Source organism: Methylobacterium sp. A52T (genome assembly GCF_053346095.1).
This window is the reverse complement of sequence record NZ_JBKFBI010000012.1, coordinates 19,433-42,898: the sequence shown is the minus strand read 5'-3', so window position 1 is coordinate 42,898 and position 23,466 is coordinate 19,433. Positions and strand designations below refer to the sequence as shown.

The 23,466-nt window shown below is 71.7% G+C and carries 28 protein-coding genes and 1 pseudogene; 11 read left to right on the top strand and 18 right to left on the bottom strand.

Translation table 11 applies throughout. From position 1 onward, the window contains the following. Positions 1-166 precede the first annotated feature (166 nt). Both ACLBYE_RS05230 and ACLBYE_RS05225 read left to right on the top strand, forming a co-directional pair. Entirely contained in the window at positions 167-598 is a 432-nt protein-coding gene (locus ACLBYE_RS05230; RefSeq protein ID WP_447693323.1) for a response regulator, read from the top strand. 24 nt (positions 599-622) lie between these two features. Further along, positions 623-988: a photosystem reaction center subunit H gene (locus ACLBYE_RS05225; RefSeq protein ID WP_447693322.1), complete on the top strand. Its 366-nt coding sequence runs from the start codon at positions 623-625 to the stop codon at positions 986-988. 30 nt (positions 989-1,018) lie between these two features. Here the strand turns inward: ACLBYE_RS05225 and ACLBYE_RS05220 are convergent, their stop codons facing one another. The 16 genes from ACLBYE_RS05220 to ACLBYE_RS05145 all read right to left on the bottom strand — a co-directional run bounded on the left by ACLBYE_RS05220 (position 1,019) and on the right by ACLBYE_RS05145 (position 14,745). Next, positions 1,019-1,648, bottom strand: a complete 630-nt coding sequence (locus ACLBYE_RS05220; protein ID WP_447693321.1) for a DUF2939 domain-containing protein — start codon at positions 1,646-1,648, stop codon at positions 1,019-1,021. A 24-nt stretch (positions 1,649-1,672) separates the two neighbouring features. Continuing rightward, entirely contained in the window at positions 1,673-2,227 is a 555-nt protein-coding gene (locus tag ACLBYE_RS05215) for an RNA pyrophosphohydrolase (RefSeq protein ID WP_447693320.1), read from the bottom strand. A gap of 94 nt (positions 2,228-2,321) precedes the next feature. Further along, positions 2,322-3,557 carry a divergent polysaccharide deacetylase family protein gene (locus tag ACLBYE_RS05210; protein ID WP_447693319.1) on the bottom strand — a complete coding sequence of 412 codons (1,236 nt, stop codon included), beginning with the start codon at positions 3,555-3,557 and terminating at the stop codon, positions 2,322-2,324. Positions 3,558-3,732: 175 nt separating this feature from the next. Beyond that, positions 3,733-5,070 (bottom strand): S41 family peptidase, encoded by a 1,338-nt coding sequence (locus ACLBYE_RS05205; protein WP_020091475.1) that lies wholly within the window; start codon positions 5,068-5,070, stop codon positions 3,733-3,735. Further along, positions 5,070-6,425: a murein hydrolase activator EnvC family protein gene (locus ACLBYE_RS05200; protein ID WP_447693318.1), complete on the bottom strand. Its 1,356-nt coding sequence runs from the start codon at positions 6,423-6,425 to the stop codon at positions 5,070-5,072. Before ACLBYE_RS05200 ends, ACLBYE_RS05205 begins: the two co-directional genes overlap by 1 nt. 12 nt (positions 6,426-6,437) lie before the next feature. Further along, the gene (rlmH, locus tag ACLBYE_RS05195) at positions 6,438-6,932 is read right to left on the bottom strand and encodes a 23S rRNA (pseudouridine(1915)-N(3))-methyltransferase RlmH (RefSeq protein ID WP_447693317.1); all 495 of its coding nucleotides are present in this window, start codon (positions 6,930-6,932) and stop codon (positions 6,438-6,440) included. Between the two features lie 15 nt (positions 6,933-6,947). Continuing rightward, the gene (rsfS, locus tag ACLBYE_RS05190; protein WP_085986769.1) at positions 6,948-7,280 is read right to left on the bottom strand and encodes a ribosome silencing factor; all 333 of its coding nucleotides are present in this window, start codon (positions 7,278-7,280) and stop codon (positions 6,948-6,950) included. 129 nt (positions 7,281-7,409) lie between these two features. Beyond that, positions 7,410-8,069 carry a nicotinate-nucleotide adenylyltransferase gene (locus ACLBYE_RS05185; protein WP_447693316.1) on the bottom strand — a complete coding sequence of 220 codons (660 nt, stop codon included), beginning with the start codon at positions 8,067-8,069 and terminating at the stop codon, positions 7,410-7,412. Positions 8,070-8,088: 19 nt separating this feature from the next. After that, positions 8,089-9,387, bottom strand: coding sequence for a glutamate-5-semialdehyde dehydrogenase (locus ACLBYE_RS05180; RefSeq protein ID WP_447693315.1), 1,299 nt, complete (start codon positions 9,385-9,387; stop codon positions 8,089-8,091). A gap of 159 nt (positions 9,388-9,546) precedes the next feature. Beyond that, positions 9,547-10,662: a glutamate 5-kinase gene (gene proB / locus ACLBYE_RS05175; protein WP_447693314.1), complete on the bottom strand. Its 1,116-nt coding sequence runs from the start codon at positions 10,660-10,662 to the stop codon at positions 9,547-9,549. Positions 10,663-10,732: 70 nt separating this feature from the next. After that, on the bottom strand, positions 10,733-11,761 hold the full coding sequence (gene obgE, locus ACLBYE_RS05170; RefSeq protein ID WP_447693313.1) for a GTPase ObgE: 1,029 nt from the start codon (positions 11,759-11,761) through the stop codon (positions 10,733-10,735). A gap of 88 nt (positions 11,762-11,849) precedes the next feature. Continuing rightward, entirely contained in the window at positions 11,850-12,446 is a 597-nt protein-coding gene (locus tag ACLBYE_RS05165) for a GNAT family N-acetyltransferase (RefSeq protein ID WP_447693312.1), read from the bottom strand. 186 nt (positions 12,447-12,632) lie between these two features. Then, complete coding sequence (gene rpmA, locus ACLBYE_RS05160) at positions 12,633-12,899, bottom strand: 50S ribosomal protein L27 (RefSeq protein WP_012317134.1); 267 nt, start codon at positions 12,897-12,899, stop codon at positions 12,633-12,635. Positions 12,900-12,984: 85 nt separating this feature from the next. Further along, positions 12,985-13,299, bottom strand: a complete 315-nt coding sequence (gene rplU, locus ACLBYE_RS05155) for a 50S ribosomal protein L21 (RefSeq protein ID WP_010683509.1) — start codon at positions 13,297-13,299, stop codon at positions 12,985-12,987. Between the two features lie 189 nt (positions 13,300-13,488). Beyond that, complete coding sequence (locus ACLBYE_RS05150; RefSeq protein WP_447693311.1) at positions 13,489-13,893, bottom strand: hypothetical protein; 405 nt, start codon at positions 13,891-13,893, stop codon at positions 13,489-13,491. 219 nt (positions 13,894-14,112) lie between these two features. Further along, positions 14,113-14,745: a YceI family protein gene (locus tag ACLBYE_RS05145; RefSeq protein WP_100250929.1), complete on the bottom strand. Its 633-nt coding sequence runs from the start codon at positions 14,743-14,745 to the stop codon at positions 14,113-14,115. 130 nt (positions 14,746-14,875) lie between these two features. On the opposite strand from ACLBYE_RS05145, the gene ruvA reads away from it, so the two are divergent. The 9 genes and pseudogenes from ruvA (at position 14,876) to ACLBYE_RS05100 (ending at position 21,155) form a co-directional block, all read left to right on the top strand. After that, complete coding sequence (gene ruvA / locus ACLBYE_RS05140; protein ID WP_020091486.1) at positions 14,876-15,493, top strand: Holliday junction branch migration protein RuvA; 618 nt, start codon at positions 14,876-14,878, stop codon at positions 15,491-15,493. 193 nt (positions 15,494-15,686) lie between these two features. Beyond that, positions 15,687-15,959 carry a (2Fe-2S)-binding protein gene (locus ACLBYE_RS05135; RefSeq protein WP_083916283.1) on the top strand — a complete coding sequence of 91 codons (273 nt, stop codon included), beginning with the start codon at positions 15,687-15,689 and terminating at the stop codon, positions 15,957-15,959. A gap of 44 nt (positions 15,960-16,003) precedes the next feature. Beyond that, complete coding sequence (gene bfr / locus ACLBYE_RS05130) at positions 16,004-16,501, top strand: bacterioferritin (RefSeq protein ID WP_012317139.1); 498 nt, start codon at positions 16,004-16,006, stop codon at positions 16,499-16,501. A 119-nt stretch (positions 16,502-16,620) separates the two neighbouring features. Further along, positions 16,621-17,418: a 4-hydroxy-tetrahydrodipicolinate reductase gene (gene dapB, locus ACLBYE_RS05125; protein ID WP_447693310.1), complete on the top strand. Its 798-nt coding sequence runs from the start codon at positions 16,621-16,623 to the stop codon at positions 17,416-17,418. Between the two features lie 17 nt (positions 17,419-17,435). Further along, the gene (locus ACLBYE_RS05120; RefSeq protein WP_447693343.1) at positions 17,436-18,074 is read left to right on the top strand and encodes a 2,3-bisphosphoglycerate-dependent phosphoglycerate mutase; all 639 of its coding nucleotides are present in this window, start codon (positions 17,436-17,438) and stop codon (positions 18,072-18,074) included. Continuing rightward, positions 18,075-18,722, top strand: a complete 648-nt coding sequence (locus tag ACLBYE_RS05115) for an alpha-ketoglutarate-dependent dioxygenase AlkB (RefSeq protein ID WP_447693309.1) — start codon at positions 18,075-18,077, stop codon at positions 18,720-18,722. A 69-nt stretch (positions 18,723-18,791) separates the two neighbouring features. Then, positions 18,792-19,697, top strand: a pseudogene (locus ACLBYE_RS05110) (DUF817 domain-containing protein); the annotation flags it as partial. Further along, a complete protein-coding gene (locus ACLBYE_RS05105) occupies positions 19,677-20,111 on the top strand; it encodes a ribosomal maturation YjgA family protein (RefSeq protein WP_447693342.1) in 435 nt (144 codons plus the stop codon). The pseudogene ACLBYE_RS05110 and the gene ACLBYE_RS05105, both read left to right, overlap by 21 nt. A 75-nt stretch (positions 20,112-20,186) precedes the next feature. After that, the gene (locus ACLBYE_RS05100; RefSeq protein ID WP_447693308.1) at positions 20,187-21,155 is read left to right on the top strand and encodes a hypothetical protein; all 969 of its coding nucleotides are present in this window, start codon (positions 20,187-20,189) and stop codon (positions 21,153-21,155) included. Positions 21,156-21,159: 4 nt separating this feature from the next. Here the strand turns inward: ACLBYE_RS05100 and ACLBYE_RS05095 are convergent, their stop codons facing one another. Continuing rightward, positions 21,160-22,779: a gamma-glutamyltransferase family protein gene (locus ACLBYE_RS05095; protein ID WP_447693307.1), complete on the bottom strand. Its 1,620-nt coding sequence runs from the start codon at positions 22,777-22,779 to the stop codon at positions 21,160-21,162. Positions 22,780-22,936: 157 nt separating this feature from the next. Continuing rightward, the gene (locus ACLBYE_RS05090; protein ID WP_020091493.1) at positions 22,937-23,359 is read right to left on the bottom strand and encodes a hypothetical protein; all 423 of its coding nucleotides are present in this window, start codon (positions 23,357-23,359) and stop codon (positions 22,937-22,939) included. Between the last annotated feature and the right edge of the window lie 107 nt (positions 23,360-23,466).

Genomic DNA, 23,466 nt, shown 5'->3' with positions numbered 1-23,466 from the left:
CATTCGGACGCCTTCGTTCAGGGGTGACGGGCCGCGGTTAACGCGCCGCTCACCAAACCCGAGCAATTCGATGCAAACACGGTGAACGCCGCGTCGGAAGGGGTCGTTGCCCCAGCGATCCGGCGCGGGAACACCGTGCCCCCGCCGGGTGAGTGGGAGTTGCGTCATGGTTCCGTTCGCCGCCGCGTTCGTCTGCCCGACCCTGCCCGTCCCGGACCGGGGCTCCGCCACGATCCTGGTCGTCGAGGATGAGCCGACCGTGTGCGAGCTGGCCGCCGAGGCGCTCCTCGAAGAGGGGTACCGGGTGCTCACCGCCGCGGATGCCTGGGAAGCCGAGGCGATCCTGGCCCGGGAGAGCGTTGACCTGCTCTTCACCGATATCGATCTGGCCCGCAACACGGACGGCCTGTCGCTGGCCCGGTGCGCCCGCCGGCTCTCGCCCGACCTCCCGGTCGTCTACACCTCCGGGGGCCGGGCTTCCCTGGCGGCCTGCGAGGCCGTTCCGGGCTCGGTCTTCGTGCCGAAGCCGTACCGCCCAAGCCAGCTCGTGGCGCTGACGCAGGACGCCCTGCGCACCGCGCCGGTTCACACCTTCTGAACTGGATCTTCGAGGATACCCGCCATGTGGCGCTCTCTTCCCGCAATCGGCCTCGCCCTCGCCGCCGCGGTCGCTGCATCGCCGGCCCGGGCTGCCTGCGACGTGAAGGGCGCGCAGATCGAGGAGGCGATCGCCAAGAAGAGCGAGCTGCGCGAGGACGCAAACGCCCAGCTGGTGCGCGATCTGCGGACCCTGCGCGACGCCGCGATCGTCCTCGAGAGCTACAAGTTTCCCGGCGAGTGCGAGGTCCTGCTGGGGATCGTGCGCTCCCTGCTGGCCAACCCGGGCAAGACCATCGAGCAGAGCGGCGACACCGACGAGGAGAAGGCCGAGGACCTGATCGAGGCGCGCGAGCCCAAGAACGTGCCGGGCGAGCCGAAGGCGAAATAGCGCCGCGCCGTCCAGGCTGCCGAGCCCCCCTCAGCGCTCCTCGCCGGCACTGGCCCCGATCTTGGCGCGCGCTAGGGCGCGGCTGAGCTTGGCGGCGATCTGCGCGCGCAGCATCTCGGCCATCTCGATGTCCACCAGACGCCAGCTCAGGCCGCGCAGCCGCAGCCGGATCCGCGTGCGCTCGGCGCGTGACCCTTCCGGCGGGATCGGGATCACGACCGCGCGGAAGCCGCGCATCTCCAGGGCCGCGTAGTACGGCATGAGCCGCCCAAGGCCGCGGATGACCAGGCCCTCCGGCCGCGTGCCGGCCGGGCGCTCGAGGTCGAGCTTGTCGGGCCAGCCATTGGCCAGCAGGTCGATCACCGTCTCCGGCGTCACCATCGTCTCGGCGAGCGCCAGAGCGAGGCCGTAGGCAGCGTCGTTGAGACGCTGGCGGTCGCGGGGCTCAAGGTCGGGATCGGTCTCGGACGCCGCGCGCATCGCGGCGGTGATCTGCCGGACGAGCGACAGGCGCAGCGTCCGGAAGTTCACGTGGCTCTCGACATAGGCGGCATCGTGCCGGCGCACCGCCTGCGCCAGGTCGTAGAGCGACCAGAGCGGGCTCATCGTGAAGGCGAGCCACGCCAGGGCGAGGGCGACCGGGACCGCGAGCCAGCGCACGGTCTCAGCGCCCCGTCCGCGCGGTCATGACCGCACCGTCCATCGATCGAGACCGGCGAAGGCCGCGACGACGCGCTCGTAGACCGGCCGCTTGAAGGGAACGATCAGGTCCGGAAGCTCGGAGAACCGCGCCCACCGCCAGGCGTCGAACTCCGCCTTGTGGGCGCCGCCGCCGGGCCGGAGCACGTCGATCAGATCCTCGCTGCCGACGAAGCCGTAGGCGAACCATTTTTGCGTCTGTCCGCGGTAGCGGCCCTTCCAGGCCTGCTTCATCACCGCCGGCGGCAGATCGTAGGGGAGCCAGTCCGGAATCTCGGCCAGGAGCTTCACGGCCTCGGGCGGAACGTTGGTCTCCTCGTAGAGTTCGCGGCGGGCGGCGGCCTCCGCGTCCTCGCCGGGATCGATGCCGCCCTGCGGCATCTGCCACATGTGCGGACCGTCGACGTGCTCGGGACCGGCATCCTTGCTGCGACGCCCGACGAAGACGTCGCCGGACGGCGCGATCAGGGCGATGCCCACGCAGGGGCGGTAGGGCAGGGCGATGCCCGGGTCGGAATCCGTTACCATCGCGGCGACCATAGGTCAGGGGGAGGCGAGGCGGCAACGTCGACCAAGTCTTCACCGGCCCGGAAGGCGCCGGATCTACTTGCGCTGACTTTGGACACCGAGACGCTCAATCGGCAGTCGAGACCCGCTTGTCACGGGCGCCCCGCAAAGCCACGCTTGCCGGCACCAGGCGCAGCCCGCGCGAGTCGATCTCCTTCGCCCAGCGGGCGATCCGATCGATGCTCAGCGGTGTCCCGGTCGCCGAGACCAGGGCGAAGCCGTTGGCGCGGGCCCGGGCCTCGGCCTGGGCGAGCGCGGCGTCGATCGCGTCGGCGCGCGGCGTGGCGTCGAGGACGATCTCGGCACGGGCCACCGGCGTCTTGCCCTTGTTGGCGGGCGCAGCCGCGGGTATCGGGGCCGTGCCGTCATCGAGGAACCCGAGACCGCGGGCGCCGATCTCGCGCAGGACCGGCTCGAAAGCCGCGTCGGCCATCAGCTTGGAGCCCATGAAGTTCACCGCGCCGACGTAGCCCGGGAAGCGGCTCATCGCCCAGGCGAGGCGGTCCGCGTTCTCCGGTCCCCGCAGCGCGGTCAGCAGCGTCTGCGGACCCGGATCGCTGTCGGGATAGTCGAAGGGTTCCATCGGGAGTTGCAGGAAGATCTCGTGGCCGGCGTCCCGCGCGCGCGCCGCGGCGCGCTCGGCCTCGCCGCCGTAGGGCAGGAAGGCGAGGCTCACGGCGGCGGGCAGGCGCGCGGTGGCGCCCGCGGTCGCGGCCTGACCGACGCCGAGTCCGGTCACCACGATCGCGATGCGCGGCCCGCTGCCGGCCTCCTCGGTCCGGGCGTAGACGTCGAGGGCGCGGATGCGGCCCTCGCCGAGCTTCGGCATGAGACCGTGGCGGCCCGCCTCGCTGATCCGCGGGTCGGGGGCCTGGGCGAGACGGGGGGCGCTCGGCGGCGGCACGCGGATCACCACCGCCTCGCTCGGCCCGCTGCCGGCCGGGCGCACGACCGTCACGCCGGACGCGGTCTCGACCTCCTCGGCGCTGCGCTGGAGGGGCGCCGTTCCCGGCGCCGTCGTGATGACCTGGGGCTGCTGGGCGACGGGGGCCTGTGCGGCCGGACGGGCCGCGGGTTCGCGCGTCGCGATCGCCACCTGCACGCGGGGCTCACCGCCGTGCGGGTCGCCCAGCGCGAGCACCAGGCCGGCCGCCACCGCGAAGCCGGCCGCGAGCGCCGCGGCCGCGACCCGGGGCCTGCGGGCGGCCGCGATCAGCCGTCCGATCCGGCCTGCGGGCTGCTCCGGCGCCGCCTCTGGCACCCCGAGGGGGCGCGTGAGGATATCGTCGGTGGACTCGGTCAAGCGACTCTCGATACGGGATCGCGGTTCCTGCGCCGGTCGGCGCGGTCCCAACCCTCGCATCCATTGCGGCCGGGTATGGTTAACGTTCCGCTAATGCCCGGTCCCAGAACGGGAAATCCCGCCCGGCGGGAGGCCGGACGGGATCGGGTTGGAGCAGCGCGGGGTTACCGCGCGATCAGTTCGGCAGGCTCGGCTTCTGCTGCTGCGCGGGCGTGCCGTTCGCGGCGCCCTTCTGGATGCCGTGCAGGAAGTCGACGGCCGAGATCAGTTGCTTGTCCTTGGCCGGATCCGGCGGGACGTAGGCGGAGGATCCGCCGCGCTCGTCGGTGTCCTTCTGCTTCAGGTGGCCCTTCAGCCCGGCCTCACCCTTGGTCTCGTCCTTGCCCTTGAGCTCGTCCGGCACGTCCTGCGTGACCTCGACGTCCGGCTCGATGCCCTTGGCCTGGATCGAGCGGCCCGACGGCGTGTAGTAGCGCGCCGTGGTGAGCCGGAGGGCGCCGGAGCCGCCGAGGGGGATGATCGACTGGACCGAGCCCTTGCCGAAGGAGCGCGTGCCCATGATGGTCGCGCGCTTGTGATCCTGGAGGGCGCCGGCCACGATCTCGGAGGCCGAGGCGGAGCCGCCGTTGACCAGCACCACGATCGGCTTGCCCTTGGTCAGATCGCCGGCCTTGGCCGAGAACCGCTGCGTCTCGTCCGGGTTGCGGCCGCGGGTGGAGACGATCTCGCCGCGATCGAGGAAGGCGTCGGAGACCATCACGGCCTGATCGAGCAGCCCGCCCGGGTTGTTGCGCAGGTCGACGATGTAGCCCTTGATCTTGTCGGCACCGATCTCGCCCGTGAGCTTGTCGATGGCGGCCCGCATCCCGTCGAAGGTCTGCTCGTTGAACTGGGTCAGGCGGATGTAGGCGACGTCGCCGCCCTCGATCTTCGAGCGCACCGGCTTGATCTTGATCACGTCGCGGGTGAGCGTGACGTCGATCGGGTCCTTCGACTCCTTGCGGCTGATCTTGAGCTTGACGCTCGAGTTGACCGGGCCGCGCATCTTGTCGACCGCCTGGTTCAGGGTGAGGCCCTGGACCTGGTCGTCGTCGATCTGCGTGATGATGTCGTTCGCGAGCAGGCCCGCCTTGGCCGCCGGGGTGTCGTCGATCGGCGTGACGACCTTGATCAGGCCGTCCTCCATCGTGACCTCGATGCCGAGCCCGCCGAACTCGCCGCGGGTGGTGGTCTGCATGTCGCGGAACGCCTTGGCGTCCATGTAGCTCGAGTGCGGGTCGAGCGAGGTCAGCATGCCGTTGACGGCCGCCTCGATCATCTTCGACTCGTCCGGCTTCTCGACGTAGTCGGTCCGGACCTTCTCGAAGACGTCGCCGAACAGGCTGAGCTGGCGGTAGGTCTCGGCCGAGGCGGCCACGGCCCGCGGACCCGACAGGAAGTCGGTCTGGGTCGCCACCATGGACGTTCCGGCACCGAGGAAGGCGCCGAGCATGATCAGGGAAGTCTTGCGCATCAGCCGCGAACCTTCTCGCCAAGTACCGTATTATTCGGGCTCTTCGCCCACCACGGCTCCGGATCGATGGAGCCGCCGTCCTTCTTGAACTCGACGTAGAGCGTGGGATCACCCTCGGACCCGCCGGGACCCGCACCCCTGTCGCCCATGCTGCCGACCGGTTCGCCCGCGAGCACGAACTGACCGACCTCGACGCTGATCTGGTCCATCCCCGCGAGCAGAAGATAGTAGCCGTCGCCCGCGTTGATGATCAAGAGTTGGCCATAGGACCGAAACGGCCCGGCGAACTGCACCCACCCGTCGGCCGGGGACGAGACCGACGCCTTCGGGCGGGTCGTGAACGACACGCCGCGGGTCGTCCCGCCGTTGCCGTCCGGCTGGTTGAAGCCCCGTGCGACGCGTCCGCTCACCGGCCGCGGCACTTCGCCCCGCGCCTCGGCGAAATGCACCTTGGGCGCGAGCCGCGCCGGATCGCGGAAGCCGGCCGCGGCGAACCGCTCCTGCGTGATGCGCACCTCGCGCTCCGCGGCGGCCTTGGCCTCCTCGGCGGAGCGCTTCGCCGCGGCGACCTCCGCCTCCGTGCGGTCGAGCAGGTCCTTCAGGTTCTTGGCCTGCGCGCCGAGCTCGGTGGCGCGGCGCCGCTCGGCCGTGAGGCCGCTCTCGACCTCCGCCTGCCGCGCGCGCCGGGCGGCGACCAGGGCCTGCAGGCGCTGCTGCTCGCGCGCCCAGCCGGCGAGGTCGTTCGAGAGGCCTTCCTTGTCCTGCGCGATCAAACCGCGCAGCCTGATCATTTCCGCGAGATCGGCCGCCAGCGTGTCCACCTCGCCGCGCAGTTCCGGCACCACGGCACCGAGCAGCATCGAGGTCCGGATCGCGGCCAGCACGTCCTCGGGGCTCACCAGCACCGCCGGCGGCGGGCGGCGGCCCATCCGCTGGAGCGCCGCGAGGATCTCGGCGACGATGCCGCGCCGACCCTGCAGCGAGTGCCGGATCGCGGCCTCGCTCTCGCTCATCGCCTTCAGGCGCTCCTCCAGGCGGCTGAGACGGTCTTCCGTCGCCTGCGCCTGTCGATTCGCGTCGAGGAGGGCGGTGTCGAGCTTCGCGCGGTCGGACCCGATCGCCGCGATCTCGGCCTCGAACTGCGCGCGCTGCCCGGCGCTGGCGGCGAGGGCGTCCTGCACGCGCTTCAGGTTCTCGGCCCGGCGCTCCCGCTCCTCGTTGGCCCGCTGGATCGCCTCGGGATCCGTGGGCTTCGGGGTCTCGGCTCGCGCGGCGACGGTGATCGAAAGCGCGGCCAGCAGGGCGAGTGCCGCGCGCGCGCGCCGCGGCACAGGCTTCGACTCGGGCTCGGACATCCTCACGGCCGCTTAGCCCGCCTCACCGCGATGGTACGGGTGCCCGGCCAGGATGGTGAGGCTGCGATAGAGTTGTTCGAGGGCGAGCACGCGAACGAGTCCGTGGGGCAGGGTGGCGGCCCCGAACGACAGGATCAGCTCCGCGCGCGTCCGAATTGAGGCGTCCAGCCCGTCCGGGCCGCCGATCACCACGACCAGGGCCGGCCGTGCCGCGTCGCGCCAGGCTGAGACGCGCTCGGCCATGGTCTCGCTGGCGAGATCGGCCCGACCGCGCTCGTCATAGGCGACGAGGACAGCGCCCGCGGGCAGATGGGTCGCGAGCGCCGCCGCCTCCTCGGCGCACCGGTCGGGGGCGCGACGGGCGCGGGATTCCGGGATCTCGGTCATGTCGCAGGACGGGAAGCCGAGGCCGCGTCCGAGTTGCGCGGCGCGGTCGCGATATCGTGACGCGAGTTCGCGCTCCGGTCCGGCCTTCAGCCGTCCGACCGCGGCCAGGACCAGGCGCACGGACTCGGATCCTGCCTAGCCGGCCGCGATCCCGACGGGGCGGTCGGCGCCCCACATCTTCTCGAGATTGTAGAAGCCGCGGACCTCGGGGCGGAAGATGTGCACCAGCACGTCGCCGGCGTCGATCAGCACCCAGTCACAGGCCGGCATGCCCTCGACCCGGGCGTTGCCGTAGCCGCGGTTCTTCATCTCCTGGATGATCTTGTCGGCGATCGAGCCGACGTGACGCTGCGAACGACCCGACGTGATGATCATCGTGTCGGCGAGCGAGGTCTTGCCGGCCAGATCGATCGCGATCGTCTCCTCGGCCTTCATGTCGTCGAGGCATTCGAGGGCGAGCGCCTTCAGGTCGTCCGAGCGCGCCTGACCGGCTTCGACCGGGGCCTGGACGGGGGTGCGGATCGTCTCCGTGTGACTGGTTTCGGGCAGAGTCCTGGTTCCTCGTTCTGCCGCACGGCGACGTCGGGCCTTGCGGGATCAGGTGAAATTGGCGGTATCGGGCCGCGATTGCAACCGCGCAGGCTCCGACCGCGCCGTCCCCGGACCCGTGCGCGCGCGGATCTGCGTGGACGACAGGGTCGAGCGCGGCCCGTGCAGGAACATCCAGGCCGGCGGCGACCGCAGCGCGAGCGTCGGCGCCGCCGCCTCGTGGACCCGGGCACCGGCGAGGCGCCGCGCGGCCCGGGCACTCAGCGGCGTCATGGTGAAGCCGGGCCGGTCGATGACGGCGATCGGCACGAGGCGGGCGATCTCGGCGAAGCCCTTCCAGCGATGGAAGGTGCCGAGGGAATCGGCCCCCATGATCCAGACGAAGTGAACGCCCGGGCACCGGCGCGTGAGGAAGCGCAGCGTCTGCACCGTGAAGCGGACGCCGAGCGCCGCCTCGATCCCGGTCACGGCGATCCGCGGATGCCGGGCGATCTCGCGCGCCTGGGCGCACCGCGCCGCGACGGTGGGCAGGGCGCTCCGGCTCTTGAGCGGGTTCCCCGGGCTCACCAGCCACCAGACCCGGTCGAGCCCGAGCCGACGCAGGGCCGCGAGCGTCACGTGCCGGTGGCCCAGATGGGCGGGATTGAAGGATCCGCCATAGAGGCCGATCCGCATGCCGGGAGCGCTCGGCGGCAGGGTCAGCCGCACGCCGAACCGTCAGCGCGCGTCACGGGCGAATCTGGCCGCTGCCGTGGACCCGGTACTTGAACGTGGTCAGCTGCTCGACGCCCACCGGCCCGCGCGCGTGCATCCGCCCCGTGGCGATGCCGATCTCGGCCCCGAAGCCGAACTCGCCGCCGTCGGCGAACTGCGTGGAGGCGTTGTGCGTGACGATCGCCGAGTCGACCTCGGCCAGGAAGCGCGTTGCCTCGGCGTCGTTGTCGGTGATGATCGCGTCGGTGTGATGCGAGCCGTAGGTCTCGATGTGCTCGATGGCGGCCTCGATCCCGTCGACCACCCGCACCGCGATGATCGCGTCGAGGTACTCGGTGTGCCAGTCCTCCTCCGAGGCGGCCGTCACGCGCGGATCGACCGCGCGCGTCGCGGCATCGCCGCGGACCGCGCAGCCGGCGTCGAGCAGGGCCTGAACCAGCGGCGCGAGGTGCGTCGCCGCGCAGGCGCTGTCGACCAGCAGGGTCTCGGCGGCGCCGCAGACGCTGGTGCGGCGCATCTTGCTGTTGAGCAGCACGGTGCGGGCCATGTCGAGATCCGCCGCCGCGGCGACGTAGACGTGGTTGATGCCGTCGAGATGGGCGAAGACCGGCACGCGCGCCTCGGCCTGGACGCGCTCGACGAGGCCGCGGCCGCCGCGCGGGACGATCACGTCGACGCAGCCGTCGAGGCCGGCGAGCATCAGCCCGACCGCGGCGCGGTCGCGGGTCGGCACCAGCTGGATCGCGTCCTCGGGCAGGCCCGCATCGGCGAGCCCGCGGCTCATCGCCTTCGCGATCGCCATCGCGCTGCGATGGCTGTCCGAGCCGGCCCGGAGGATCGCGGCGTTGCCGGCCTTGAGGCAGAGCGCGCCGGCATCCGCCGTCACGTTGGGGCGCGCCTCGAAGATGACGCCGACGACGCCGAGCGGCACCGCGATGCGCTCGATCAACAGGCCGTTCGGCCGCTCGATCGCGGCGAGCTGGCGCCCGACCGGGTCGGCGAGCGAGCCGACCTTCTCGACGGCGTCCGCGATGGCCGCGAGGCGACCGGGGTCGAGCGTCAGACGGTCGATCAGCGCGGCGGTCTGGCCCGCGCTCCGGGCCGCGGCCACGTCTCGGGCGTTCTCGCTCAGGATCTCGTCGCGGCTCGCGCGGATCCGCTCGGCGATCAGCTTGAGCGCGACGTCCTTCGTCCGCGCCGAGGCCAGCGCCATGCGCCGCGCCGCCGCCCGGGCGCGGCGGCCGATCGCCGCCATCTGCTCCGGAAGGGCGTCGGCCTCGGCGAAGTCTGATCTCAGGTTCAGGACGGGCACGCTGGCGTCCTCGGTTGTCGACGGCCGCGCGCGCGGCCCGGGCAAGGGAGAGCGCCGTATTTGCACATCGCGAGCCGTCCCGACAAGAGTGCCCGGTCGGGAATGGTGACGATTATCGAGACGAAAAATTGTAAATAGATTAGCTTGTATCGGCGATTTCTAGAATAGTGCCAAGTCATCGCGGTGCACCATCCAGGCACGACCGGGATAGTTGAGCAAGTCCGGAATGCGCGCGCTCGGATGACCGATGATCAGCGCGGCCTCGGCGCTGTCATACGCCACCAGACCGCGGCCGAGGATCCGGCCCTCCGGATCCCGGATCATCACGGCGTCGCCGCGGGAGAAGCTGCCCTCGATCGCCCGCACGCCCACGGGAAGCAGGCTGGCCCCGCTCCGGAGCGCCTGCTCGGCGCCCGCGTCGATCGTCAGGGTGCCGCGCGGCTCCAGCGAGCCGGCGATCCAGGTCTTCCGGGCGGCCGTGGGCGTGGACCCCGAGAGGAACCACGTGCAGCGCGCGCCGTCCCGCACGGCCTTCAGCGGGTTCTTCCCGCGCCCGTCCGCGATGACTAGGTGCGTGCCGCCCGAGGCCGCGATCTTGGCGGCCTCGACCTTGGTGCGCATGCCGCCCCGCGACAGCTCGGAGGCCGGGCCGCCGGCCATCGCCTCGATCTCCGGAGTGATCCGGTCGACCACGGCGAGGTGGCGGGCCTCCGGATCGCTCTGGGGCGGCGCGGTGTAGAGGCCGTCGATGTCCGAGAACAGCACCAGCACGTCGGCGTCGATCATGGTGGCGACCCGGGCGGCGAGCCGGTCGTTATCGCCGTAGCGGATCTCCGAGGTCGCCACCGTGTCGTTCTCGTTCACGACCGGCACCGCGCGCATCTCCAGGAGCTTCAGGACGGTGGCGCGGGCGTTGAGGTAGCGGCGGCGCTCCTCGGTATCCTGCGGCGTCACGAGGATCTGGCCGGCGACGATGCCGTGATGGCCCAGCGCCTCGGCCCAGTGACGCGCCAGCGTGATCTGCCCCACCGAGGCCGCGCCCTGGCTCTCCTCCAGGCGCAGGACGCCGGGCGGCAGGCCCAGCACCGTCCGGCCGAGGGCGATGCTACCCGAGGACACGACCAGGACGTCGACGCCGCGCCCGTGCAGCTCCGCGATGTCCTCGGCCAGCGCCGCGAGCCAGGCGTGGCGCAGGCGGCCGGCACTGCGGTCGACCAGCAGGGCCGAGCCGACCTTGATGACCACGCGGCGGAATTCTTCGAGGGCAGGGATCATGATTCTTGCGGGACGGCGCGTTCGCGGCGGGTGTGAACCAAGACCCGCCCTTTGAACAGTCGGTCGAGGGCTACGGCTGCCAGGCGGCCGCGGGCTTGCGCTCGGCCTCGGCGCTGGCATCGATCTCGGCCTGCAGCGCGCGCAGCGCCTCGGGGACGCCCTTGCGGCTCGCCGAGGACAGGACCAGCGGCGCGCGGCCGGCGGCGCGCTTCAGCTTGGCCACCTGGCTCTTGAGCGTCTCGGCGTCGAGGGCGTCGGCCTTCGAGAGCGCCACGACCTCGGGCTTCTCCGCGAGACCGTTGCCGTAGGCCTCGATCTCGCCGCGCACCAGATTGTAGGTCTTGCCCGCATGCTCGGTCGTGCCGTCCACGAGGTGCAGCAGCACCCGGCAGCGCTCGACGTGGGCGAGGAACCTGTCGCCGAGGCCGACGCCCTCGTGGGCGCCCTCGATGAGGCCCGGGATGTCGGCGAGCACGAACTCGCGCCCGTCCGAGCGGACCACGCCGAGGCCGGGATGCAGGGTCGTGAACGGGTAGTCGGCGATCTTCGGCTTCGCCGCGGTGACGCTCGCGAGGAAGGTCGACTTGCCGGCATTCGGGAGGCCGACGAGGCCGGCATCGGCGATCAGCTTAAGCCGCAGCCAGATCCACATCTCCTGGCCTTCCTGGCCGGGATTGGCGTGCTTCGGGGCGCGGTTGGTGGAGGTGGTGAAGTAGGCGTTGCCGAAGCCGCCGTTGCCGCCCTTGGCGAGGCGGATCCTCTGGCCGACCTCGGTCAGGTCCGCGAGCAGCGTCTCGCCGTCCTCGGAGAAGATCTGCGTGCCGGCCGGGACCTTCAGGACCGTGTCGGCGCCGTTGGCGCCGTGACAGTTCGAGCCCATGCCGTGCTCGCCCTTCTTGGCCTTGAAGTGCTGCTGGTAGCGGTAGTCGATCAGGGTGTTGAGACCCTCGACGCACTCCACCCAGACATCGCCGCCGCGGCCGCCGTCACCGCCGTTCGGTCCACCGAACTCGATGAATTTCTCCCGCCGGAACGAGACGCAGCCGGGACCGCCGTCACCGGAGCGGACATAGACCTTGGCTTCGTCGAGGAACTTCACGACCTGAATCCTTTGTCGGGCGCGGATTCGCGACCCGCACCATCACCCTGTCGGCGGCCGCCGGCCAGCCCGGCGCCGCGGGGCCGCCTCAGGCGGCCCGCGTCATCGCCGGCTCCGACGGCGGAGTCTGCCAGCGCTGCCGGTCGAGGCTGAAGAGATCGACCGGAAGGTCCGCGCCGCGCGCCGGGAAGGGCCGGAGCGCGCTGCCGGCCTGCGCGAAGCCGCAGGTCTCCAGCACGCGCCGGGACGCCGGGTTGACCGTGCGGGCCGAGGCGGCGAGTTCCGTCCCGCCCGTATAGGCGAAGAACGCGTGGCACAGGGCCGTCACGGCCTCTGCCATCAGGCCGCTGCCCCAGTAGGGCTGACCGAGCCAGTAGCCGAGCTCCGGCGGCGCGTCGGTCCGCCCCTCGATGCTGACCACACCGATGAGGCTGCCCGGCGCAGCCCGCGGGGCGAGGGCGAGCGTGAGCGCCGAACCGGCGGCGTTCCGCGAGCGTGCCTGGAGAAGGAACGCGTCCACCTCCGGGGCCGGGAGCGGGTGCGGCACCCGCGCCAGCATCGCGGCGACCGACGGGTCGCCGGCCAGCTTCAGGATCGCGTCCCTGTCCTTGGCGGTCGGCCAGCGCAGCCACAGCCGCCGCGTCTCGATCCGGAAAACGTCATCACGGGTCAGATCGGGGAACATCGTGCCCTCGCAGAGCGGCGCTCCCGGCTCTGGGGCACCGCCTCAAGACGACGAAGGGGAGGATGGCGTCCCATCCTCCCCGGTGTTCCGTCCGACCCAGCCCGTCAGGGGCTCGGCAACGACGTCTCCGGTCCGGTGTGGGACACCGGGCGGGACGCCAGCTTCGCCACTCAGGGCGCCCGCCTCTTATTCCGCGGCCTCGGCCAGCGGGGTAACACCTACGAAGGCGCGCCCGCGGCGCGTCTCGAAGCGGACATGGCCCGGTACCAGCGCGAAGATCGTGTGGTCCTTACCCATGCCGACATTGGCGCCGGGATGCCATTTGGTGCCGCGCTGACGCACGATGATGTTGCCCGGAATGACGGCCTCCGAGCCGAACTTCTTGACGCCGAGGCGCCGGCCTTCCGAGTCGCGACCGTTGCGGGACGAGCCGCCAGCCTTCTTGTGTGCCATGGGATGAGCTCCGAATTCTGAGTGGCGTGGATGCGGTCGCGGATCGGTCCCTCAGGGAACGTACGCGCCCAGCGTCTGGCGTGCGTCAGGCCGAAATGCCGGTGATGCGCACGACCGTGTGGTCCTGGCGATGGCCGCGCTTGCGGCGGGAGTTCTGCCGGCGGCGCTTCTTGAAGGCGATGACCTTCTTGTCGCGGCCGTGGCGGACGATCTCGCCCGTGACGCTGATGCCCGACAGGGTCGGGGCGCCGACCTGGGTCGCGCCCGCGCCGTCGGCGAACAGGAGGACCTCGCCGAAGGTCACGGCCTCGCCGGCCTCGCCCGCCAGGGAGGCGATGGTGATGGTGTCGTTGGCGGCGACGCGGTACTGCTTACCGCCCGTCTTGATGACTGCGAACATCGTTCTCTCGTGTTCTCGAACGGCCTCCGGGGCGGCTGCCCCTGGACCGGCTTCTTGTTTGAAGTCATTGAACGGGCGTTCGGCCCGGACAACGCGAAACGCGCGGACCCCAGCTGAGGCCGCGCGCCATGCGGGGTCAGTACGGGCGCGGCGCCGCCGTGTCAATCCGCGCCGCCCTTCCGGAAGGTGTCACCGGATCGGCGCGCCGGTCGCCAGGATGCCCTTCGCGACGTTGCCCGCCGGGCCGAAGGCGGCGAGGGCCTGCGCGCACCACGTCTCCCGGCCGTCGGCGGCGAGCTGCTGGCGCACCTGCGTGGCGCGGGTGCGCAGCTTCTCTTCCAGGATCGCCTCCTGCCCGGCATTGACGCGTGCTGCGAGGCGGAGCGTCGTCAGCTGGCCGGCCCGGACCTGCACGCCCGGGCAGGCCTGCTCGGCGATGATGGTCGTGGCCGCCGCCGACGCGTAATTGTCGAGGGCCGAGGCCGGCGCGGCCGGATTGGCCGGTGTGGCGGGCACCTGCGCGGCGGCCGTCCCGGCGAGATTCAGCGTCAGGGCAAGCGTCAGGGCAAGGGTGGGGACACCGACACGCCGCACGGCTGAGACCTCCAGGGTAAGCATCGATCGGCGCGGTGGCGCGCCCGTCCGTTCGCGACGATGCCGGGCGCCGACCGGGAGACGCGCGTTCCGTGGGGGGCGCCCCCCGCCGCGGCGCCGCGACGGCGGCTGACTACACGTCCGGCGACGGGGCGTCACCCGCCGCGTGGGCGCGCGGCCGGCGCTCGGTCGGCGCGCGGCCGGCAGGCGGACCGGCCGTCAGGGCGCGGCCTTGAACTCGCCCTCGATGCGCAGGCTGACCTCGTCGCCGAGCTGCGGCAGGTAGGCGTTGATGCCGAAATCCGAGCGCTTGACGACCGCGCGCCCGTCGAAGCCCACGGTGTAGCGCTGGTCCACCGGATGGATGCCCGCCTGGTTGAAGGTGGCGTCGATCGCGAACGGCCGGACCGTCCCCCGCAGGTTGAGGTCGCCGGTGATCCGCGCGGTGGTCGGGCTGGTGGGCTCGACCTTGGTGGCGGTGAAGGTGGCGCTCGGGAACTTGGCCGTGTCGAAGAAATCCGGGGCCGCGAGGTGCTCGTTCAGCCGGGTGCTGCCGGTGATGACGCCGCCGAGCGGCACGGTCACCTCGAGGCGGCTCTTCTCGGGCGCCTTCGGGTCGAGCTGGAGCGTTCCGCTCAGGCCGGTGAACTGGCCGTAGTAGGTCGAGTAGCCGAGATGCGAGACCGACCACGTGACCTTGCCGTGATCCGGATCGAGGACGTAGCTGCCGGGCCGGACCTGCGTCGGATCCGCGCTCGGCGCGACCGGTGCGGGCGGGGCCGCCGGGTTGTCCGCCGCCCGGGCCGGGCCGGCGCAGAGCAGGCCGATCAGGACAAGAAGTGGCGCGCGCATGTCATCCCCCCGTACCGGCCAAGCTCGGCCGGCGCGGGCCCGTGATTCCATGATCTCCCTGCGCGCTCAAGCACGTCTGGCGGAGGCCGCCGCGGTTCTGTAGGCAAGCCGAGGTAGCGGCAGGCGTGGCATGATCGGCAAGCTCAAGGGCGTCGTGGACTCGTTCGGCGAGGATTTCGTGATCCTCGACGTGTCGGGGGTCGGCTACATCGTTCACTGCTCGGCGCGGACCCTGCAGCGCATGCCCAAGGTCGGCGAGCCCGCGGCGCTGTCGATCGAGACCCACGTCCGCGAGGACATGATCCGCCTCTACGGCTTCCGCTCGGACGCCGAGCGCGAGTGGTTCCGCCTGCTTCAGACCGTCCAGGGTGTCGGCGCGCGGGTGGCGCTCGGCGTTCTGTCGGTGCTGGAGCCCGAGGCGCTGGCGAGCGCCATCGCCACCGGCGACAAGGGCTCGATCAGCCGGGCCCCGGGGGTCGGGCCGCGCCTCGCCGCCCGGCTCGCCGCCGAGCTCAAGGACAAGGCCCCGGCTTTCGCGCCCGTCGACCCCGCGCTGGTCGCCCTCGCGGGCGCCGTCGAGGAGGGCGCCGCCCCGCAGCCGGTGGCGGACGCCGTTTCGGCCCTTGTCAATCTCGGCTACCCGCAGGTCCAGGCCGCCGCCGCCATCGCGGCCGCGCTCAAGGGCGCGGGGGAGGGCGCCGAGGCCAAGGTGCTCATCCGGCTCGGCCTGCGCGAGCTCGCCCGCTGACGGCCCGACCTGACACTTGGGGCGCAGTTAGATCGCACGCCCTTGACCCGCGCGGGCGGCGGTGCCATGTCGACCGCGGCCAATAAGGTATTGAAAAGCAAGCTACTTTTCAATTCTTCTAAACTGGCGCGGGTGCCCCGGACGGTCGTCGACGACCGCGGCGGGCACGGGGATGACGGGATTTGCGGCGCGCATGATCGTCTGTTCTTGTAACGTCTTATCGGACGGCGCCGTGCGCGGCTGCCTCGCCCCCGGACCCGGCTGCCCGCGCACGCCCGCGCAGGTCTACGCCTGCCTCGGCTGCAGCCCGAAATGCGGGCGCTGCGCCCGCACGATCCGCGCGATCATGCAGACCGCGCTGGGCGAGGCCGCGGCGGCGGAGAGCAGCCATGCTTGCACGACGGCTTGCGCGAGCGCGTGTAGTTTGGTGAAATTCCAAACTGCGGATGAGGGAGTCGCGGCCTGATGCTTCTACCCCCCGCCTGAGAGCACGGTAAGGAGTACGGGGGCATGAAGGGCGACACCAAGGTCATCGAGTATCTGAATCGCGGCCTGCGCAGCGAGCTGACGGCCGTCAGCCAGTACTGGCTGCATTTCCGCATGCTCAATGACTGGGGCTACGTCGAGCTGGCGAAGTTCTGGCGCAAGGAATCGATCGAGGAGATGAACCACGCGGACCGGTTCATCGACCGGATCCTGTTCCTCGACGGGTTCCCGAACCTGCAGGAGCTCGACCCGCTGCGGATCGGCCAGAACGTTCAGGAGATCCTGGAATCCGATCTCGCCGCCGAGAACGAGGCCCGCAGCCTCTATCTCGAGGCCGCGAAGTACTGCGATTCGATCAACGACCGCGTGTCGAAGCGCCTCTTCGAGGACCTGGCCGAGGACGAGGAGGGGCACATCGACTTCCTCGAGACCCAGCTGGAGCTGATCAAGCAGATCGGCCTGCCGCTCTACGCGCAGAAGCATATCGGCGGGCTCGAGCAGATCGCCCCCGAGAAGGAGTGAGAGCGCCCGGGCTCCCGCCGCCCGCGCGGCGGAGCGGGGGCCCGGACAGCGATGCGGGCAGGGGCGGGGCCGGCGCGGCCGCGTTCCTGCCCGCCTGAGACGGCAAGCTGGGGAACGGGATGCGGCTCGTGGTGGTCGGCGCCGACGGGCGCATGGGGCGGATGCTGATCCGCGCGGTGGCGCAGGCTGAGGGCTGCACGCTCTCCGCGGCGATCGAGCGCGACGGCTCGCCGGCGCTCGGCCAGGACGCCGGCGTGCTCGCCGGATTGCCGCCCCTCGACGTGCCCGTCACCGACGACGCCCTCACGGCCTTCGCGGGCGCCGACGGCGTCCTCGACTTCACCGCGCCGGCCGCCACGGTCGCCTTCGCCGAGCTCGCCGCCCAGGCGCGCATCGTCCACGTCGTCGGCACGACCGGCCTGTCGGAGGACGATTTCGCCAAGCTGAAGGCGGCCTCGTACCACGCCCGCATCGTGCAGTCGGGCAACATGTCGCTCGGCATCAACCTGATGGCCGCCCTGGTCCGGCGGGTCGCCAAGGCCCTGGGCGACGAGTTCGACATCGAGATCGCCGAAATGCACCACCGCATGAAGGTGGACGCCCCCTCCGGCACCGCGCTGATGCTCGGCGAGGCCGCCGCGGAGGGCCGCGGCGTCGACCTGAAGGCGGTCCGGGTCTCGACCCGGGACGGGCATACCGGCGCCCGCCGGCCCGGCGATATCGGCTTCGCTACCCTGCGGGGCGGCAGCGTCGTCGGCGATCACAGCGTGATCTTCGCCGGCACCGGCGAGAGCCTGACGATCAGCCACCACGCGGCCGACCGGGGCCTGTTCGCCACGGGCGCCGTCAAGGCCGCGCTCTGGGCGCATCCCAAGCCGCCGGGGCTCTACACCATGACCGACGTGCTCGTCCTGTGACCGGCGGCGCGACGGCGATGGAGCGGCTCCTCGTCCTCGTCCGGCACGGCCAGAGCGAGTGGAACCTGCAGAACCTGTTCACCGGCTGGCGCGACCCGGACCTCACCGAGCGCGGCGTCGCCGAGGCCCGGGCCGCCGGCCGCGGCCTGAAGCGGGACGGCTACGGGTTCGACCTGGCCTTCACCTCCGAGCTGGTCCGCGCGCAGCGCACCTGCGCGCTGATCCTCGAGGAGATGGGCCTCTCCGAGATCCCGGTCCTGCGCGAGCGCGCCCTCAACGAGCGCGATTACGGCGACCTCTCCGGCCTCAACAAGGACGAGGCCCGCGCCCGCTGGGGCGACGCGCAGGTCCACGCCTGGCGCCGGGGCTACGACGTGCGGCCGCCCGGCGGCGAGAGCCTGAAGGACACGGCCGCGCGGGTTCTGCCCTGCTACGTCGCGACGATCCTGCCGCGCGTGATGGCCGGCCAGCGGGTCCTGGTGGCGGCCCACGGCAACTCGCTGCGCGCCCTGGTGATGGTCCTCGACGGGCTGACCGAGGCGCAGGTGCCCGATCTCCAGATCCGAACCGGCGTGCCGCTGGTCTACCGCCTGAACGCCGACACCACGGTCGCCTCCAAGACCGTGCTGGAGCAGGTCGTCGACGCGGACCGCTGAGTGGCGACGGAACTCGCACCGGGCCTGATCCACCATCCGGGCTTCCTCGACGCCGCAGCCCGCGCGCGGCTCGCCGCGGAGATCGCCGCGATCCTCGCCGAGGCGCCGCCCGTGACGCCGCGCATGCCCCGCACCGGCAAGCCGTTCTCGGTGCGGATGTCGAATGCCGGACCCCTCGGCTGGGTCTCCGACGTCGCGGGCTACCGCTACCAGCCGGACCATCCCGAGACCGGGCGGCCCTGGCCGGCCCTGCCGCCGACCGCCCGCGCGGCCTGGGAGACGCTGGCGGCCTATCCGGCCCCGCCGGAAGCCTGCCTCATCAACATCTACGCGCCGGGCACCCGCATGGGCCTCCACCAGGACCGCGATGAGGCGGATCTCGCCGCGCCGGTCGTGTCGCTGTCCCTCGGCGCGGCGGCCCTGTTCCGCTACGGCGGCCCGAGCCGGTCCGACCCGACCCGCTCGATCCGGCTGCAGGCCGGCGACGCGCTGGTGATGGGTGGCGCCTCGCGGCTCGTCTTCCACGGCATTGACCGGCTCTACCCGGACGGCGACCTGCTGGAAGCGGCGGACGGGCCCGGGTTCCTGCCGCCGGGCGGTCGCTGCAATCTCACCCTGCGACGCGTCACGGTGCCGGCCACGCCATGATGCGCGACACGCCATGACGCGCCACACACCATGACGCGCGAGCGAGATCCGGAGCCGGGGCCCACCGCGATGCCGCCGGCGATCCCCGGCGGGCGCGTCAGCGCGGCGGCGCAGTGGCCCGCGCTCGCCGGCTTCGTCGCGGCCGAGGCCCGCCTCCAGGAGGCGGCCCTGGCGCGCGGGCGCGTCACGGCCGGGCTCTACGAGTTCGTCCGGTTCGGGCTCAAGCAGGGCTGGGCCTGCCTGTTCGGCGGCCTGCTCCTGGCGCTCATGCTCGGCACGCGCCTCCTCTGGCCGGCCCACGCGCCCATCGCCCGGTACGACGCGCTGTTCCTCGCCGCCCTCGTCCTCCAGGTCGCGATGCTGCGGCTGCGGATGGAGACGTGGTCGGAGGCCCGGGTGATCCTGGTCTTCCACGTCATCGGCACGGCCATGGAGATCCACAAGACCGCGATCGGCAGCTGGGTCTACCCGGAGGCGAACCTGTTCCGGCTCGGCGGCGTCCCGCTGTTCACGGGCTTCATGTACGCGGCGGTCGGCAGCTATCTCGCCCGCGTCTGGCGCCTGTTCGATTTCCGTTTCACGCGGCACCCGAGCCTGCGCCTGCTCGCGGTCCTGTCGGTGGCGATCTACGTCAATTTCCTCATCGACCATCGCGGCATCGACCTGCGCGTCGGCCTCATCGCGGTCGCGGTCGCGGCCTTCGCCCCCGCGACCGTGTACTTCAAGGTCTGGCGGGAGCACCGCACCATGCCGCTCCTGCTCGGCCTGCTGCTCGTCGCGCTGTTCATCTGGTTCGCCGAGAATCTCGGCACGCTGTCCGGCACGTGGCTCTACCCGAACCAGCGGCAGCACTGGTCCATCGTCCCGGTGGCCAAGCTCTCGTCGTGGTTCCTGCTGATGATCGTGTCCTACACGCTGGTCGCGCGGGTGAACGGCATCGCGCCCTGGCCGGCCGTGCCGGCCGCGCCCGCGCGTCGGGCGCTGCCGCTGGCCCGCGCGACCCATCTCGGCCTCGCGGCCGCGGTGATCGCCCTCGGCCTGCTGCTGCGCGTGCCGCACTGGGGCCTGCCGCTCGCGATCCACCATTACGGCGGCGGGATCCTGTGGGGGGCCATGCTGTTTCTTCTGGTCGCGGCCCTGCGACCCGGCGGCTGGGGCCTGCGCGCCTGCCTGATCGCCGCCGTCGCGGCCGCCGCGCTCATCGAGACCAGCCGGCTCGTCCATACGCCGGCCCTGGACGCCTTCCGGACGACCCTGCCGGGTCAGCTCCTCCTCGGCTCCATCTTCTCGCCGTGGAATCTCCTCGCCTACGGCGTCGGGATCGGCGCCGCCGCCGCGCTCGCGCTTTCCCTTCATCGTGAACGCAGGCGCGCCGCGTTGCCGGCTTGACAGAACAGGTCGCCCGGCAGACCCATCGGGTGCGGACTAACCCAAAGTTGGGTCCACCAGGAGAACCGGTTTTCGATGCGGATGCGCAACCTGACGCTGCGTCTCGGACGGGTTCTGTGCGCAGCCGCGCTGGCGGCCAGCCTCGGCTCGGTCGCCCGGGCCGGCGATCCCGTCTATCCCGCGGGCTCGCGCTTCGGCTTCGACCCGCCCGCCGACATGTCGCTGTCGCGGCGCTTCTCGGGCTTCGAGCGGAAGGAGGGTGGCGCGACCGTGTCGGTCGTCGAATTGCCCGCGAACGCCTTCGCGGAGCTCGTCAGCGGCTTCACCGACGCCAACCTCCTCAGCCAGGGCTTCGCGGTCGAGAAGCGCGAGGAGGTCAAGATCGGCGACAACGAGGGCATGCTCTACACCGGTGAGCAGCCCGCCGATCCCGGCTCGTCCGCGCCGGCGATCCGGAAGTGGATCCTCGTGGTCGGCACGCCGACCTTGACCGGGCTGATCATCGCCCAGGCGCTGCCCGACGCCGAGACCGAGGCCTCGATGCGCAAGATGGTGACCGGCGTCACCCTCCGGCCGGCCCTGTCGCTGACCCAGCAGGTCGACGCGCTGCCCTTCCGCATCGCCGACATGGCGGGCTTCCGGCCCGTGCGGGTGATGGCCGGCAACTCGGTCCTCCTCACCAGCGGCCCGAAGGACCAGATGCAGAATCTGGAACAGCCGATCCTCGTCCTCGCGCAGGCCGTGCAGCCGCCGCCCGGGGCCGAGCAGCGGGACGGCTTCGCCCGCGCCGCCCTGGCGTCCAATCAGACCCTCAAGGACTTCGTCATCGAGCGGGCGCAGAGCTACCGCTCGAACGGCGTCGACTGGCACGAGATCGTGGCCCGCGCCCTCGATCAGCCGACCAACCAGCCCGTCGTGGTCATGCAGACCATCCGGTTCGCACCGGACGGCTACGTCCGCGCCCTCGGCGTCGTGCGGCAGGATCAGCGCGACGGAGTCCTCGCCAAGTTCCGCCAGGTGGTGGACAGCGTGCAGGTCAAGTAGCGCGTCACCAGACGACGGCCTGCCCGTCGCGGCGCGGGTCGCTCGCGGCCACGTAGCCTTCGACGGCGGGATCGCCCATCCGCCAGATGAACTGGCCGGCGCCGAAATCCTGGTAGCTGTCCTCGATCACCTCGAGTTGGTGGCCGAGGGCCTTCAGGCGCTCCAGCGTCGCGCCCGGCATCGCCGCCTCGACGTTGATGTCGAGGCCCTCGTTCACCCGCCACCGCGGCGCGTCGCAGGCCGCCTGCGGGTTCTGGCCGTGGTCGATCATCCGCACCAGGGTCTGGACGTGCCCCTGCGGCTGCATGTTGCCGCCCATCACGCCGAAGCTCATCACCGGGGCTCCGTCCTTCGTGAGGAAGCCTGGGATGATGGTGTGGAAAGGGCGCTTGCCGGGCGCCACCACGTTGGGGCTCTCCGGATCGAGCACGAAGCCGTAGCCGCGGTTCTGCAGGGAGATGCCCCAGCCCGGGACGACCACGCCCGACCCGAAGCCCATGAAGTTCGACTGGATGAAGCTCACCATCATGCCGGACTCGTCGGCCGCGGTGAGGTAGATCGTGCCGCCCGCGGGCGGCTTGCCCGGCCCGAAGACCTGGGCGCGGTTCCGGTCGATCAGCTTGGCGCGCTCCGCGAGGTAGGCGGGGTCGAGCATGGCCTCCGGCGTCACCTCCATCCCGCGCGGGTCGGCGACGTACCGGTAGGTGTCGCTGAAGGCGAGCTTCATCGCCTCGATCTGCAGGTGCTGCGACTCCGGCCCATCGACCGGCAGGCCGCCGAGGTCGAACTGCTCGAGGAGGCCCAGCGCGATCTGCGCCGCGATGCCCTGGCCGTTCGGCGGGATCTCGTGCAGCGTGTAGCCGTGATAGTCCTTCGCGGTCGGCGTGACCCATTCGGGGCGGAACGCCGCGAGGTCGGCGGCGGTCATCGCGCCGCCGTTGGCCCGCGCGTGCGCGGCGATCGCCTCGGCGATCTCGCCCCTGTAGAAGGCCTCGCCCTTGGTCTCGCCGATCAGCCGCAGAGTCTTCTCGGCGCCCGGGAAGGTCACCAGCTCGCCGACATCCGGCGCCCGGCCCCGCGGCAGGAAGAACTCGGAGAAGCCCGGCTGGCGGGTGATCGCCTCGATCCGGGCCGCGGCCGCCCATTTCTGCTGGACCACCACCGGCGCGAGGTAGCCCCGCTCGGCGATGCGGATCGCGGGCTGCATCAGGTCGGCGAAGGGGAGGCGGCCGAAGCGCTCGCTCAGCGCCGCCCAGGCGGCGACCGCGCCCGGCACGGTGACCGAGTCCCAGCCCCGCATCGGTGGCCGCTCGGCGGCGCCGTACTTCTGCAGGAAGTAGTCCCGGCTCCAGGCGGCCGGAGCCCCGCCCGAAGCGTTGAGGCCGTGCAGCGCCTTCCCGTCCCACAGGATGCAGAAGGCGTCGGAGCCTAGACCGTTGCTGCACGGCTCGGTGACGGTCTTGGCGGCCGCCGTGGCGATCGCGGCGTCGACGGCGTTGCCGCCGGCCTGGAGCATCTGGATGCCGGCCTGCGCCGCCAGCGCGTGCGAGGTCGCCACGCAGTTGCGCCCGAACATCGGCATCCGCAGCGACGGATACCCGGTCACCCAGTCGAACGGCTTCATCGCTCAGTTCCCGGTCTCGGCAGCCCACGCGCTCCCGCGGCACTTGGCATACAGGATATCCGGCCCCGGTGAAGGCGTGGCCGGGCATGCCCGCCAACGAAAAACGCGGGCCCGAGGACCCGCGCTTCGCGAACGTGATGGTGCCTGTTCGGGCCGCTCAGTAGGGGCGGCCGTAGAGCGGCGAGGTCGGGTCCAGCCGGTCGACGAAGGAGAGGTCGACGTTGCGGATCGCCGAGGAACGGGCGCCGATGAACGGCCCGTTGGTGATCGGATCCGGCAGGATGCCCCGGCCGAAGCGGTCCGTCGGGCCGTAGGGCGGGGTCAGCTGGTTGGACGCCGCGATCAGGTATGGGTTCAGGGCCGGGTTGCGCGAGCCACCGGCGCCCGGAACGTTCGAGGTCAGCGGCACGTTGCCGGCGTCGAGCCAGCTGCGCGGGCGCACGCGGATCGGGAGCGGCCGGCTGACCCGGTAGATCGGGCCGGGGACGTAGCCATCCTGAGCCTGGGCCGGCGCGGAGGCCAGGGCGCCGAGGCCGGTGGCGGCGACGACGCCGAGAAGGGCGATCTTGAGCGAGCGCATGGCCAACCTTGTCCTTGAGTGCCATCAGTATGGCGACCGAAGCTTAACAGTTCGCCGCCTTTGACGATAAGACGCTTGGGCGAGGCTGTTGTTCCGCCCTTATGGCT

Excerpts from the sequence above, each read along its gene's own strand:
- ACLBYE_RS05205 (WP_020091475.1), bottom strand. The coding sequence starts at position 5,070 with ATGCGCAAGACTTCCCTGATCATGCTCGGCGCCTTCCTCGGTGCCGGA.
- dapB (WP_447693310.1), top strand. The coding sequence starts at position 16,621 with ATGCGGCTCGTGGTGGTCGGCGCCGACGGGCGCATGGGGCGGATGCTG.
- ACLBYE_RS05165 (WP_447693312.1), bottom strand. The coding sequence starts at position 12,446 with ATGTTCCCCGATCTGACCCGTGATGACGTTTTCCGGATCGAGACGCGG.
- ACLBYE_RS05090 (WP_020091493.1), bottom strand. The coding sequence starts at position 23,359 with ATGCGCTCGCTCAAGATCGCCCTTCTCGGCGTCGTCGCCGCCACCGGC.
- bfr (WP_012317139.1), top strand. The coding sequence starts at position 16,004 with ATGAAGGGCGACACCAAGGTCATCGAGTATCTGAATCGCGGCCTGCGC.
- ACLBYE_RS05225 (WP_447693322.1), top strand. The coding sequence starts at position 623 with ATGTGGCGCTCTCTTCCCGCAATCGGCCTCGCCCTCGCCGCCGCGGTC.
- rplU (WP_010683509.1), bottom strand. The coding sequence starts at position 13,299 with ATGTTCGCAGTCATCAAGACGGGCGGTAAGCAGTACCGCGTCGCCGCC.
- ACLBYE_RS05215 (WP_447693320.1), bottom strand. The coding sequence starts at position 2,227 with ATGGTCGCCGCGATGGTAACGGATTCCGACCCGGGCATCGCCCTGCCC.
- proB (WP_447693314.1), bottom strand. The coding sequence starts at position 10,662 with ATGATCCCTGCCCTCGAAGAATTCCGCCGCGTGGTCATCAAGGTCGGC.
- rpmA (WP_012317134.1), bottom strand. The coding sequence starts at position 12,899 with ATGGCACACAAGAAGGCTGGCGGCTCGTCCCGCAACGGTCGCGACTCG.
- ACLBYE_RS05200 (WP_447693318.1), bottom strand. The coding sequence starts at position 6,425 with ATGTCCGAGCCCGAGTCGAAGCCTGTGCCGCGGCGCGCGCGCGCGGCA.
- ACLBYE_RS05095 (WP_447693307.1), bottom strand. The coding sequence starts at position 22,779 with ATGAAGCCGTTCGACTGGGTGACCGGGTATCCGTCGCTGCGGATGCCG.
- ACLBYE_RS05100 (WP_447693308.1), top strand. The coding sequence starts at position 20,187 with ATGCGGATGCGCAACCTGACGCTGCGTCTCGGACGGGTTCTGTGCGCA.
- ACLBYE_RS05135 (WP_083916283.1), top strand. The coding sequence starts at position 15,687 with ATGATCGTCTGTTCTTGTAACGTCTTATCGGACGGCGCCGTGCGCGGC.
- ACLBYE_RS05120 (WP_447693343.1), top strand. The coding sequence starts at position 17,436 with ATGGAGCGGCTCCTCGTCCTCGTCCGGCACGGCCAGAGCGAGTGGAAC.
- ACLBYE_RS05145 (WP_100250929.1), bottom strand. The coding sequence starts at position 14,745 with ATGCGCGCGCCACTTCTTGTCCTGATCGGCCTGCTCTGCGCCGGCCCG.
- ruvA (WP_020091486.1), top strand. The coding sequence starts at position 14,876 with ATGATCGGCAAGCTCAAGGGCGTCGTGGACTCGTTCGGCGAGGATTTC.
- ACLBYE_RS05230 (WP_447693323.1), top strand. The coding sequence starts at position 167 with ATGGTTCCGTTCGCCGCCGCGTTCGTCTGCCCGACCCTGCCCGTCCCG.